The 13,028-nt window shown below is 67.2% G+C and carries 11 protein-coding genes; 6 read left to right on the top strand and 5 right to left on the bottom strand.

The genetic code is table 11. The features are described 5' to 3' along the window. Window positions 1-33: 33 nt before the first annotated feature. Together lysA and lptM are read right to left on the bottom strand one after the other, a co-directional pair. Complete coding sequence (lysA, locus tag HV783_RS16785; RefSeq protein WP_175189527.1) at window positions 34-1,326, bottom strand: diaminopimelate decarboxylase; 1,293 nt, start codon at window positions 1,324-1,326, stop codon at window positions 34-36. Beyond that, window positions 1,323-1,490, bottom strand: coding sequence for an LPS translocon maturation chaperone LptM (lptM, locus tag HV783_RS16780; protein WP_276608455.1), 168 nt, complete (start codon window positions 1,488-1,490; stop codon window positions 1,323-1,325). Before lptM ends, lysA begins: the two co-directional genes overlap by 4 nt. Window positions 1,491-1,545: 55 nt before the next feature. Between lptM and cyaY the strand changes: the two genes are divergently transcribed. Then, window positions 1,546-1,875 (top strand): iron donor protein CyaY, encoded by a 330-nt coding sequence (gene cyaY / locus HV783_RS16775; RefSeq protein ID WP_049077214.1) that lies wholly within the window; start codon window positions 1,546-1,548, stop codon window positions 1,873-1,875. A 47-nt stretch (window positions 1,876-1,922) separates the two neighbouring features. Here the strand turns inward: cyaY and HV783_RS16770 are convergent, their stop codons facing one another. Further along, complete coding sequence (locus HV783_RS16770) at window positions 1,923-4,370, bottom strand: penicillin-binding protein 1A (protein ID WP_049077212.1); 2,448 nt, start codon at window positions 4,368-4,370, stop codon at window positions 1,923-1,925. Window positions 4,371-4,485: 115 nt separating this feature from the next. On the opposite strand from HV783_RS16770, the gene HV783_RS16765 reads away from it, so the two are divergent. Genes HV783_RS16765 through HV783_RS16755 form a run of 3 tightly spaced genes read left to right on the top strand, consistent with a single transcriptional unit; the run spans window position 4,486 to window position 7,354 of the window. Next, window positions 4,486-5,127 carry a shikimate kinase gene (locus HV783_RS16765; RefSeq protein WP_054500250.1) on the top strand — a complete coding sequence of 214 codons (642 nt, stop codon included), beginning with the start codon at window positions 4,486-4,488 and terminating at the stop codon, window positions 5,125-5,127. Then, entirely contained in the window at window positions 5,124-6,200 is a 1,077-nt protein-coding gene (aroB, locus tag HV783_RS16760; protein WP_054500251.1) for a 3-dehydroquinate synthase, read from the top strand. The genes HV783_RS16765 and aroB overlap by 4 nt, the downstream gene beginning before the upstream one ends. 26 nt (window positions 6,201-6,226) lie before the next feature. Then, window positions 6,227-7,354, top strand: coding sequence for a deoxyguanosinetriphosphate triphosphohydrolase (locus HV783_RS16755; protein WP_054500252.1), 1,128 nt, complete (start codon window positions 6,227-6,229; stop codon window positions 7,352-7,354). Window positions 7,355-7,439: 85 nt separating this feature from the next. Here HV783_RS16755 and HV783_RS16750 read toward each other — a convergent pair whose 3' ends face one another. Beyond that, the gene (locus tag HV783_RS16750) at window positions 7,440-8,102 is read right to left on the bottom strand and encodes a glutathione S-transferase family protein (protein ID WP_175189526.1); all 663 of its coding nucleotides are present in this window, start codon (window positions 8,100-8,102) and stop codon (window positions 7,440-7,442) included. Between the two features lie 42 nt (window positions 8,103-8,144). Further along, entirely contained in the window at window positions 8,145-11,000 is a 2,856-nt protein-coding gene (gene uvrA / locus HV783_RS16745) for an excinuclease ABC subunit UvrA (protein WP_410546462.1), read from the bottom strand. Window positions 11,001-11,134: 134 nt separating this feature from the next. On the opposite strand from uvrA, the gene HV783_RS16740 reads away from it, so the two are divergent. Together HV783_RS16740 and ssb are read left to right on the top strand one after the other, a co-directional pair. Next, complete coding sequence (locus tag HV783_RS16740) at window positions 11,135-12,319, top strand: MFS transporter (RefSeq protein WP_054500255.1); 1,185 nt, start codon at window positions 11,135-11,137, stop codon at window positions 12,317-12,319. A gap of 282 nt (window positions 12,320-12,601) precedes the next feature. After that, window positions 12,602-13,028: single-stranded DNA-binding protein (gene ssb, locus HV783_RS16735; protein WP_175189525.1), on the top strand; the 427-nt coding region annotated here is incomplete at its 3' end.

Here is a 13,028-nt window from a genome sequence, read left to right as displayed (position 1 = left end):
CGGGGCCTTTTTCATTGGAAAGCCAGGGCGCGTTCAGGGCAGCGTCGACTCGCCGCGCAGCAGGTCGTCCAGCGTTTCGCGCTGGCGCACCACGTGATAGCGGTCGCCGTCGACCATGACCTCGCCCGCGCGTGGGCGGGTGTTGTAGTTGCCGGCCATGGTCATGCCGTAGGCGCCCGCCGATTCCAGCGCCAGCACGTCGCCTTGTTCCAGCGCCAGCGCGCGCTGCCGGGCCAGCCAGTCGGCGCTTTCGCAGACCGGGCCGACGATGTCGTATTCGAGCGTGTCGCCCGCGCGCGGTCGCAGCGGCCGCAGGCCGTGCCAGGCGTCGTACAGCGCCGGACGCATCAGGTCGTTCATGGCGGCGTCGACGATGGCGAAGTTGCGCGCCTCGCCGTGCTTCAGGTACTGGACGGCGGTCAGCAGCACGCCGGCGTTGCCGACCAGCGACCGGCCGGGTTCGAGCACCAGCCGCAAATGGCCGTGGCCACGCGCCTGCAGGCGCTGAAACACATGATCCAGCAGGGCCTTGGGCGAGGGCGGCACTTCGTCGCGGTAGCGGATGCCCAGGCCGCCGCCCAGGTCCAGGTGTGACAGGCGGATGCCGATGCCGTCCAGGTCGGCGACCAGGTCGAGCAGCTTTTCCAGCGCGTCGAAGTAGGGACTGATGTCGGTCAGTTGCGAGCCGATGTGGCAGTCCAGGCCGGTGATCTCGAGACCAGGCAGCAGGCGGGCGCTGCGGTAGGCGTCCAGCGCCGCCCCGATGGGGATGCCGAACTTGTTTTCCTTGAGGCCGGTGGAAATATAGGGATGGGTCTGCGCGTCGACATCCGGGTTGACGCGCAGCGCCACCCGAGCGCGTTGCCCGGTTTCCTGGGCAACGTCGGACAGCCGCTGCAATTCGGCTTCGGATTCGACGTTGAAGCACATGACGCCGGCGGCCAGCGCCGCGCGCATTTCCCAGGCCTGCTTGCCAACGCCGGAAAAGACGATGCGGGCGGGATCGGCGCCCACGGCCAGGGCCCGTTTCAATTCACCGCCGGAGACGATGTCGAAGCCCGCGCCGAGACGGGCGAATTCCTTGAGGACGGCCAGGTTGGAATTGGCCTTCATGCCGTAGCAGACCTGCACGGGGCGCTGCCCCACGGCGCTGCGGTAGGTTTCCCAGGCGGCCTTGAGCGCCGCGCGGGAGTAGACATAGAGCGGCGTTCCCAGTCTTTCGGCCAGATGGTCCAGCGGCACGTCTTCGGCGTACAGCACGTTATTGCGGTACTGGAAGTACGGATGCCCGGCCAGTTCGGGCGGAACCGGGAACGCGGCGGTCATGGCAGGGAGGGCGCGGATGGTATCTGCGGCACCTGGGGCGTGGTTTGTCGCTGTCCGGGGGGCGGCGGCTTGCCGTCAGGCGTGGGCATGTACAACGGACCCTTGTAGCCACAGGCCGCAACCATGCCGGTCGCCAACAGCGTGGCTACAATGCGAAGAGACATGCGGCTGAATGCCAATTGGAACACTGGGAACTCCGTAATTCTTGCAGGCTCGATTATGACCGAATCCGAATTTCTTGCGTTGATCGACCAGGTGCTGAACAGCATCGAAAGCCAGGCCGATGACTGGGCGGCTTCGCTCGACGTCGACGTCGAAACCAGCCGCAGCGGCAATGTGCTGACGATGGTGTTCGAAGACAATACCCACGTGGTGGTGAACAGCCAGGCCGCCATGCAGGAACTGTGGGTGGCCGCACGCAGCGGCGGCTTCCACTACCGCTACGACGGCCAGCACTGGAACGATACCCGAGGCGGCCCGAATCTGCCCGACGCGCTATCGCAGATCTGTTCCGCCGCGGCGGGCGTGCCCGTCACGATCCGCCTGTAGCGTCCCGCAAAAAAAGGCCGGCGATTCGCCGGCCTTTTTCATTCCATTCAGAACGGGATCTTCTGCGACCACGGCTGGGCGCTTTGCGTGCCCACGCCAGGCGCCACCTTGATGCGGTTGTCCTCGCCGCTGTCGCTGTTCAGGCCGTTCAGGAACTCGCCCAGCGTATCCGCCTGCGGCAGGCCCAGGCGGGCCACCGCCTGTCCGGGCGGGAATTCCGAGAAGTAGTACTCGCCGTTCTCGACGATGATGCCGTCGGGACGGGGGCGCGGCTTTTCTTCCGGCACGCCCTTGAGCACGTCCTGCATGTAGTCGACCCAGATCGGCATGGCCACGCCGCCGCCGGTTTCGCGCGAACCCAGCGACTTGGGCTGGTCGAAGCCGAGCCAGGCGGTGGCCACCAGCGACGGCGTGTAGCCCGAGAACCAGGCGTCCACGGATTCGTTGGTGGTGCCGGTCTTGCCAGCGATGTCGTTGCGCTTGAGCAGCACGCGGGCGCGGGCAGCGGTGCCGTAGGTGGCCACGCCGCGCAGCACGTCGTCCATGATCCAGGCGGTGCGCGGGTCGATGGCGCGGGCCGCGGCGTCGCCGGCCACGGTGGGCTTGGCCTGCATCACGATCTTGCCGCTGCTGTCGGTGACGCGGTCGATCAGGTAGGGCGTGACGCGATAGCCGCCGTTGGCGAACACCGAGAACGCGCCGGCCAGTTGCAGCGGGGTCACCGAGCCGGCGCCCAGCGCCAGCGGCAGCACCGCGGGCTGGCGCGCCTTGTCGAAACCGAAGCGGGTCAGGTAGTCCTGCGCGTACTGCGGACCGATGGCCTGCAGGATGCGGATCGAGACCATGTTCTTGGACTTGTACAGGCCCTGGCGCAGCGTCAGCATGGGCTCGTACTGGTTGCCGTAGTTCTTCGGGTTCCAGGCCTTGGAGCCGGTCTGCGCCGCGGTCAGCTCGAACGGCTGGTCGGAGATCTGCGTGGCCGGCGTCAGGCCGCGCTCGAGCGAGGCGGCGTAGATGAACGGCTTGATGTTCGAGCCGGGCTGGCGCCAGGCCTGCGTCACGCGGTTGAAGTTGCCGCGGTAGAAGTCGAAGCCGCCGACCATGGCGCGGATCGCGCCGTCCTGCGGCGACAGCGCCACGAACGCCGCCTGCACCGACGGCAGGTTGATGATTTCCCAGTTGTCGCCCAGCTTGCGGATGTAGACCACCGAGCCGCGCTTGATGCGCTGCTCGGGCTTGGCCTTGTCGTTGAGCGCGCGCGCCACCACGCCCAGCACCTTCTTGTCGGTGACGGTGATGATCTCGCGCGAGCTGCGCGCCAGCTTCACTTCGGTGGGGCTGGCCGACAGCACCAGCGCGGTCAGCAGGTCGCCGCTGTCGCTGAACTTGTCGAACACGCCGTCCAGGAATTCGTCCAGGGCCTGCGGGTTGTTTTCGGTGCCCGGGGGCAGGTCGAGCTGTTCCTCGGGGCCGGGGTAGGGCGCGCGGCGGGTGTATTCCAGCACGCCTTCGCGCACGGCGCGGTAGGCCGCTTCCTGGTCCTTGGACTGGACCGTGGTGTAGATGTTGATGCCGCGCGAATAGACGTTGTCCTGGTACACGTTGAACAGCAGTTGGCGCGCCAGTTCGGCCACGTATTCGCCATGGATGCTGTAGCCGCCGGCCGGCGTGCCTTCGGCCGACTTCATGACGATCTGCTGCGCCATCGCCGTCTTGTATTCAGGCTCGGTCAGGTAGCCGAGCGACAGCATGCGGCCCAGCACGTAGCGCTGGCGCAGCTCGGCGCGGGGGCGGTTGGAGATCGGGTTGAAGCGCGACGGGGCCTTGGGGATGCCCGCCAGCATGGCGGCTTCGGCCGGGGTCACTTCCGACAGCGGCTTGCCGAAGTAGGTGCGCGAGGCGGCCGCAAAGCCGTAGGCGCGGTGACCCAGGTAGATCTGGTTCATGTAGAGCTCGAGGATCTGGTCCTTGGTGAGCTCCGATTCGATCTTGAACGTCAGCAGCAGTTCGTAGAACTTGCGCGAGTACGTCTTTTCCGACGACAGGTAGAAGTTGCGCGCCACCTGCATGGTGATGGTGCTGGCCCCCTGCGTCTTGGACATGTTGATCAGGTTGGTCAGGCCGGCGCGCACCACGCCGGTCCAGTCGATCCCGCCGTGCTGGTAGAAGCGGTCGTCTTCGGCCGCCAGCACCGCGGACTTCATCACGTCCGGGATTTCATTGAAGCGCAGCACGTTGCGGCGTTCTTCGCCGAATTCGCCGATGAGCACCTTGTCCGCCGTGTAGACGCGCAGCGGCACCCGCGGGCGGTAGTCCGTCATGGCGTTCAGGTCCGGCAGGTTGGGCCAGGCCAGCGCCAGCGCCATGCCCGCCAGCAGCACGCCGCACAGGAACAGGCCGGCAAAGAAAATGCCGGTCTTGACGAAAAAACGCAATATCGGGGAACCGTTATTGGCGGGCTTGTCTTTTTTGGAGGAATTCTGCGGCTTGCTCATCGCGGCGATTTTACGGGTATCTCCGGTCCCGCCTCAGTGTGGCGGATCGGTTTCTGTAACAAGATAGTTCAGTGTGGCGCGCGGGCAACTTGGCGGCAGATGTGATAATGCCGTCATGAACTTTTCCGCTCACTCATGTCCGGAGGCTGCCCCGGACCTGGCGCCCTCCGGCGAGGCGCCCGAAAACCAGCCCTGCGCCTCGGAGTGCCTGGGCAAGGCCGTGTCGTTGCCGCACGACCTGCCCATCTTCCTGGTGGGGATGATGGGAGCGGGCAAGACGACCATCGGCCGTGGCCTGGCGCGTGCCCTGGGGCGCGATTTTATCGATCTGGACCATGAGCTCGAGGCGCGTTGCGGCGTACGGGTGCCGGTAATCTTCGAAATCGAGGGTGAGGCCGGTTTCCGTCGCCGGGAATCCGCCGCCCTGGAAGAGTGTACCCAACGGCGCAACATAATTCTCGCCACCGGTGGCGGCGCCATCCTGGCCGCCGAAAACCGGGCGCGCCTGCGCGAGCGGGGTATCGTGGTCTATTTGAGGGCCAGTGTGGACGAATTGTTCCGCCGCACCTGCCGCGATCGCAACCGGCCGCTGCTGGCCACCGCCGATCCGCGCGGCACGCTGCGCGACCTGATGACCCTGCGCGAGCCCCTCTACAAGGAAGTCGCCGACCTGGTGGTGGAAACCGGCTCCATGCCCATCCACACGCTGGTCAAGGCGCTCCTGCCGCAATTACAAGCCTTCGAGAAGCAGATATGAACGTTGTTGAGGTCGACACCCCGGGCGGACAGTACCCTATCCGCATTGCGCCGGGGCGCCTGGATGCCCTGGACGAAAGCATCCCCGCCGACGCCACCGCCATCGCGGTGGTGACCAACCCGACCGTGGCGGCGCTGTATGGCGAACGCGCCGAAGCCGCCCTGGCGCGCACCGGCAAGCGGGTGCTGCGCATCGAGCTGCCCGACGGCGAGTCGTACAAGGACTGGCAGTCCCTGAACCTGATCTTCGACGCGCTGCTGGGCAATCGCCTGGACCGCCGCTGCGTGCTGGTGGCGCTGGGCGGCGGCGTGATCGGCGACATGACCGGCTTCGCCGCCGCGGTGTACATGCGCGGTGTGCGTTTCGTGCAGGTGCCCACGACCCTGCTGGCCCAGGTCGATTCGTCGGTCGGCGGCAAGACGGCCGTGAACCATCCGCTCGGCAAGAACATGATCGGCGCGTTCTACCAGCCGCTGGCGGTCGAGATCGACACCGCCGTGCTGGCCACGCTGCCGGCGCGCGAAGTGTCGGCCGGCCTGGCCGAAGTCATCAAGTACGGCCTGATCCTGGATCCGGAATTCTGGACCTGGTGCGAACAGAATGCGCAGAAATTGCGCAGCCTGGACCCGCAGGCCATCGCCTACGCCATCCGCCGCTCGTGCGAACTGAAGGCGCAGGTGGTGGGCAAGGACGAACGCGAATCCGGCCTGCGCGCCATCCTGAACCTGGGCCACACCTTCGGCCACGCCATCGAGGCGGGCCTGGGCTATGGCGCCTGGTTGCACGGCGAGGCGGTCGGCTGCGGCATGGTGCAGGCGGCGGAACTGTCCGCGGACGTGGCAGGCTTTCCCCGCGCCGACGTGGCCCGCGTGCGCGCCTTGGTCGAGGCCATCGGCTGTCCCGCGGTTGCGCCCGACCTGGGAGCCGATCGCTGGCTCGACCTGATGCAGGTCGACAAGAAGACCGAGGGCGGCGAGATCCGCTACGTGCTCATGACCCGCATCGGCGAAGCGATGATGCGGGCGGCGCCGGCCGATGCCGTGCGCGCCGTACTGGCCCGAACCACTCAATAAAGAATGCTGGAGAGACGGTGTCGCAGATGAAAGAACTGGCTTCCTATGCATCCGACCCGTCCCGATCGCGCGGCCGGGCCTATGCCGAACCCGCGCCGGAAAACCGCACGGAATTCCAGCGCGATCGTGACCGCATCATCCATTCCGGCGCGTTCCGGCGGCTGGAGTACAAGACCCAGGTCTTCGTGAACCACGAAGGCGATCTGTTCCGCACGCGCCTGACGCACAGCCTGGAAGTGGCGCAGATCGCGCGAACCCTGGCGCGCAGCCTCGGGCTGTCGGAAGACCTGACCGAAGCCATTTCGCTCGCGCACGATCTGGGCCACACGCCGTTCGGTCATGCCGGCCAGGACGAACTCAACGCCTGCATGCGCGAGCTGGCGCCCGAGGCCGGCGGCTTCGAGCACAACCTGCAGAGCCTGCGGGTGGTCGACGAGCTCGAAGAGCGCTATGCCGATTTCAACGGCCTGAACCTGTGCTTCGAGACCCGCGAGGGCATCCTCAAGCATTGCTCGGCGGCCCATGCGCGGCAACTGGGCGCCGTGGGCGAACGTTTCCTGGCGCGCACCCAGCCGTCGCTGGAGGCGCAGATCGCCAACCTGGCCGACGAAGTGGCCTACAACAACCACGACATCGATGACGGCCTGCGCTCGGGACTGATCACACTGGAGCAATTGCAGGGAGTGTCCATCTTCCAGCGTCATCATGCCGAGGTGCTGGCGCGTTATCCCGGACTGGCGTCGCGCCGCGCGGTGGCCGAGACCATCCGCCGCATGATAAATACGCTGATCGGCGACCTGACGCGCACGTCGCTGGCGCGCATCCGCGAGGCGGCGCCAGCCTGCGCCGACGACGTGCGCCGCGCGCCGCCGCTGGCTGGGTTTTCGGACGACATTCGGCGCGAAGCCGACGAACTCAAGAAGTTCCTGTTCGACAATCTGTACCGACACTACCGCGTGTTGCGCATGACCACGAAGGCGCGGCGCATCGTGCGCGAACTGTTCGCGGCGTTCCTGGACGATCCGCGCCTGTTGCCGCCGGACTATCGGCGCGCCGCCTTCAACGACCAGGCCCGCGCCATCGCCGACTACATCGCCGGCATGACCGACCGCTACGCCATCCGCGAGCACCGGCGCCTGTTCGACATGAGCTAGGCGCCGACGCCAGGCGGCGTTCAGGCTGACGTGTCCTGGGCGGCACCCGCGCCGGGTTCAGGCGGCGAGACGCGGCCCAGCGGCGTCAACGATGCTTGCGGTAGGGCTCGTCGGCCTCGACGAAGGTGGCTTCGGCGCGCGCGTCGCGCATCCATTCCTGCATCGCCGGCAGCGCCAGCACCGCGTCCATGTAGTCGCGCACCGGGCCGGCCGCGGCGATGCCGTAGGTGACGAAGCGCGACACGATCGGCGCAAAGAACGCATCGGCGATCGAGAAGGCGCCGAACAGGAACGGGCCGCCCTGGCCGAATTCCGCGCGCGTGTCCTGCCAGATGGCGTGCATGCGCGAAATCTCCTGGCGCGCGGCCTCGGGGATGTCGATGCCAGGCAGGTGCGCCTCGATGTTCATCGGCAGCGCCTGGCGCAGCGCGCCGAAGCCGCTGTGCATCTGCGCCGCCAGCGAACGGGCGCGGGCCCGGGCGCGGGCGTCCTGCGGCCACAGGCGGGCCTCGGGATGCTGTTCAGCCACGTATTCGCAGATCGCCAGCGAGTCCCAGACCGCCAGGTCGCCATCCAGCAGCACCGGCACCAGTCCGGCGGGCGTGAGCGTTTCCAGGTGGCGGGCGAACGCCTCGGTGAACAGGCCAAGCTTCTGTTCGGTGAAAGCGACGCCGGTGGCGCGCAGCGCGAGCCATGGCCGCAGCGACCACGACGAGTAGTTCTTGTTGCCGATGATCAAGGTGTACATGCCGATTCCCCTTAGTGACAGGCCCTGATTGCGCCGCGCCGTTCAGCCGCCGGGCGTGCGGCGCAGCAGTTTGCCGAGATAGTGTCCGGTGTGGCTTTCCGGCGCCGCCGCCACGTCTTCCGGCGTGCCTTGCGCCACGACCCGGCCGCCGCCGTCGCCGCCTTCGGGGCCCATGTCGACGAGCCAGTCCGCGGTCTTGATGACGTCCAGGTTGTGCTCGATGATGAGCACGGTGTTGCCGCTGTCCACCAACTGGTTGAGCACCTGCAGCAGCAGTTCGATGTCGCGGAAATGCAGGCCGGTGGTGGGCTCGTCCAGAATGTACAGCGTGCGGCCGGTGCTGCGGCGCGACAGTTCCTGCGACAGCTTCACGCGCTGCGCTTCGCCGCCCGACAGCGTGGTGGCGCTCTGGCCCAGCCGGATGTACGACAGGCCGACGTCGATCAGCGTGTGCAGCTTGCGTGCGATCGCCGGCACCGATTCGAAATACTCCAGCGCCTGCTCGACGGTCAGGTCCAGCACTTCGCTGATGTTGCGGCCGCGGTAGCGGATCTCGAGCGTTTCGCGGTTGTAGCGCTTGCCGTGGCAGACGTCGCAGGGCACGTACATGTCGGGCAGGAAGTGCATCTCGACCTTGACCACGCCGTCGCCCTGGCAGGCCTCGCAGCGGCCGCCCTTGACGTTGAAGCTGAAGCGGCCGGGATCGTAGCCGCGGGTGCGGGCCTCGGGCACGCCCGCGAACAGTTCGCGGATCGGGGTGAACAGGCCGGTGTAGGTGGCCGGGTTGCTGCGCGGCGTACGGCCGATCGGGCTCTGGTCGACGCTGATGATCTTGTCGAAGTTCTCCAGGCCCTGCATCGCGGTGTAGGGGGCGGGTTCGCTCTGGGCGTGATGCAGTTGGCGCGACACCGCCACCGCCAGCGTGTCGTTGACCAGGGTCGACTTGCCCGAACCGGACACGCCGGTGACGCAGATCAGGCGGCCGGCAGGCAGGCGCAGGTCGACGTTCTTGAGGTTGTTGCCGGTGGCGCCGGTGAGGGTCAGCCAGGGCAGATCGTCCGTGACGGGGCGGCGCTGCGGGATGGCGATGGCGCGTTGGCCGCTCAGGTACTGGCCGGTGAGCGAATTCGGGTCGCGCTGCACGGTCTCAGGATCGCCCTGCGCCACCACTTCGCCGCCGTGCTCGCCCGCGCCCGGGCCCATGTCCACGACCCAGTCGGCCATGCGGATCATGTCCTCGTCGTGCTCGACCACGATGACGCTGTTGCCCAGGTCGCGCAGGTGCTGCAGCGTGCCGATGAGGCGATCGTTGTCGCGCTGGTGCAGGCCGATGGAGGGCTCGTCCAGCACGTACATCACGCCGGTCAGGCCCGAGCCGATCTGGCTGGCCAGGCGGATGCGCTGGGCCTCGCCGCCGGAGATGGTGTCGGCGCTGCGGTCCAGCGACAGGTAGTTCAGGCCGACGTTGTTCAGGAAGCTCAGGCGCGCCTCGATCTCGCGCACGATGCGCTGCGCGATCTCCTGCTTGGATCCGGTCAGGGTGAGGTCGCGGAACCACGCCAGGCAGGTCGAAAGCGGCATCGCTTCGACTTCATAGATGGCCTGGCCGTGGCGCTCGCCGCCGCGCGGATCCTGGCCGATCAGCACATTGCGCGCTTCCGGCCGCAGGCGCGATCCGCAGCAGTCGGGGCAGGTCTTGATGTTGCGGTACTTGCCCAATTCCTCGCGCACGGTGGCCGAATCGGTCTCGCGCCAGCGGCGTTCCAGGTTCGGAATCACGCCTTCGAAGGTGTGGCGCTTGACGGTGCTGCGGCCTTTTTCATTCAGGTACAGGAACGAGATTTCCTCGTCGCCCGAGCCGTAAAGCACTTTGTCGCGCAGCGCCTCGGGCAGGTCCTCGAAGGGCGCCTCGATGTCGAATTCGTAATGCGCCGCCAGGCTGGTCAGCAGCGAGTGGGTGAAGGCGTTGCGGCGGTCCCAGCCGCGGATGGCGCCGGCCGCCAGGCTCAGCTCGGGGAAGGCGACCACGCGCTTGGGATCGAAAAACCCCACCTGGCCGATGCCATCGCAACTGGGGCAGGCGCCCATCGGGTTGTTGAAGCTGAACAGGCGCGGTTCCAGTTCCGGCAGGCTGTGGCTGCACACCGGGCAGGCGTAGCGGCTGGAGAAGACCTGTTCACGGGCGCCGTCCATGTCCAGCGCCAGCGCGCGGCCGTCGGCCAGTTGCAGCGCGGTCTCGAAGCTCTCGGCCAGGCGCTGCTTGCTTTCGGGCTTGATGCGCAGGCGGTCGATGACCACGTCGATGTCGTGCTTCTCGGTTTTCTTCAGCGGCGCCATGCCGTCGATTTCGACCATCTGGCCGTCCACGCGCAGGCGCACGTAGCCCTGTGCCTGCAGGCTGGCGCATTCGTCCTCGAAGCTGCCTTTCTTGCCGCGCGCGATGGGGGCCAGCACCGCCAGCCGGGTGTCGGCCGGCCAGGACAGCACCGCGTCCACCATCTGGCTGACGCTCTGCGCCTGCAGCGGCAGGCCGTGGTCCGGGCAATAGGGCGTGCCGACCCGCGCGTACAAGAGGCGCAGGTAGTCGTGGATCTCAGTGATGGTGCCGACCGTGGAGCGGGGGTTGTGGCCCGCCGCCTTCTGCTCGATCGAGATGGCCGGCGACAGGCCCTCGATCAGGTCGACGTCGGGCTTGTCCATCAACTGCAGGAACTGGCGCGCGTAGGCGGACAGGCTTTCGACGTAGCGCCGCTGCCCCTCCGCGTAGAGCGTATCGAATGCCAGCGAGGACTTGCCCGAGCCGGACAGGCCGGTAACCACCACCAGTTTGTGGCGCGGCAGATCCAGCGAGACGTTCTTGAGATTGTGGGTGCGGGCACCCCGAATGCGTATGGTCACGTCTATCGGGCTCTTTTAAGCGGTTGCAAAGGCCAACTTGGTACTATAGCGCGCCGAGTCCCCAGGCCATAGATCAGACCGCCAGCGCATGACATTCACGCGCGAACGGCCCTCGTCATCGTTGAAAATTCCGCATGCCGGCAGACACGAAACTGAAATTGACCCCTTCCGAGCGCCGTGCCAGCGTGGCGCTGGCCGGTTTGTTCGCCGCGCGGATGCTGGGGTTGTTCCTGTTGCTGCCGGTGTTCGCCGTGGCCGCCCGCGGCCTGCCCGGGGGGGATGACCCCGCCCGCGTCGGCCTGGCGCTGGGTATGTACGGCCTGACCCAGGCGTTCATGCAAATTCCCTTCGGGCTGGCGTCGGACCGCTGGGGCCGCCGGCCGGTGGTGCTGTTCGGCCTGCTGCTGTTCGTGGCGGGCAGCGTGGTCTGCGCGCAGGCCGACGACGTGTTCTGGATCACCATCGGTCGCGCCATCCAGGGGGCCGGGGCCATTTCGGCCGCCGTGACCGCCTGGCTGGCCGACGCCACCCGTGACGAGGTGCGCACCCGCGCAATGGCCATGGTGGGCGGCTCGATCGGCCTGTCGTTCGCCGCGTCGCTGGTGCTGTCGCCGCTGCTGGTGGGCTGGTGGGGGTTGTCGGGCCTGTTCTGGACCATCGCCTGTCTGGGCGTGGTGTGCCTGGCGGTGGCGCGCTGGGTGGTGCCGGTGGTGCCGCGTACGCAGGCCCGCAGCATGCAGGCCGCCAGTCCGCGCCAGGTGCTGACCCATGCCGACCTGCTGCGGCTGAATTTCGGCGTGTTCGTGCTGCACCTGATCCAGGTGTCGCTGTTCGTCGTGGTGCCGGCGTTGCTGGCCAAAGTTGGCGGCCTGGATGCGCGTGAGCTCTGGAAGGTGTATCTGCCTGTGATCCTGGTGTCGTTCGTGCTGATGGTGCCGGTGGTGTTCGTGGCGGAAAAGCGCCGCGCCCACCGGGGCGCCTTGCGCGCCGCCGTGGCCGGCCTGGTGCTGGTGTGCGCGCTGCTGCCGGCGGCCAGCCACGGCTTTTACACCCTGGCGGCGGCGCTGACCGGCTTCTTCGTGGCCTTCAACGTACTGGAGGCGCTGCAGCCTTCGCTGGTGTCTCGGGTGGCGCCGCAGGCCTACAAGGGCCTGGCGCTGGGCTTCTACAACACTGCCCAGGCCGCAGGCCTGTTCACCGGCGGCGCATTGGGCGGCTGGATCGCCTCGCATTCCGGCCCCGGTGCGGTGTTCGTCGGCGCCGCGGTGCTGGCCGCCGTCTGGCTGGCCGTGACGTGGGCGCTCAAGCCGCTGGCCTAGAAGACCGCGGTTGGCGAAAGTCGCGGATCGCGCCGCCAACGGTGTCCAACAGCGGTGAAATCGTTTCCCTGGACGGATGGCTTTGTCACCAATCGGGTTTGGCGCGCCAGACGCTTTTCGTCGATAATAGAAGGCAAATTAGGGCTTCACCGGCGTCGCCGGTCATCGCTGCGATGACCGGCGAGTTTCATGAAGCCGGTCTTCAACATCGCTATTTATGTTGTTGCCGGCGCGCTCGCGGCAACGCGTGGCACAGGCTGTCAACAACAGAGGGACAACGGCATGGCATCGGTTAACAAAGTCATTCTCGTGGGCAACCTGGGTCGCGACCCGGAAGTCCGCTACAGCCCCGACGGGGCCGCAATCTGCAACATGTCCATCGCCACCACCTCCACCTGGAAGGACAAGGCCTCGGGCGAGCGCCGCGAAGAAACCGAATGGCACCGCGTGGTCATGTACAACCGCCTGGCCGAAATCGCCGGCGAATACCTGAAGAAGGGCCGCTCGGTCTACATCGAGGGCCGCCTGAAGACTCGCAAGTGGCAGGACAAGGACACTGGCGCTGACCGCTACAGCACCGAAATCGTGGCCGACCAGATGCAGATGCTGGGCGGCCGCGAAGACGGCGGCGGCGGTGGCGGCAGCTACGGCGGTGGCGGCGGCTACGACGACGCGCCCGCGCGCCAGCCGCAGCAGCGCGCCCCGGCAC

The sequence above is a fragment of the Achromobacter dolens genome (assembly GCF_902859745.1).
Classification (GTDB): domain Bacteria; phylum Pseudomonadota; class Gammaproteobacteria; order Burkholderiales; family Burkholderiaceae_B; genus Achromobacter; species Achromobacter dolens.
Note: the sequence above shows the minus strand (reverse complement) of the source record. Positions and strands in the feature narration are given on the sequence as shown.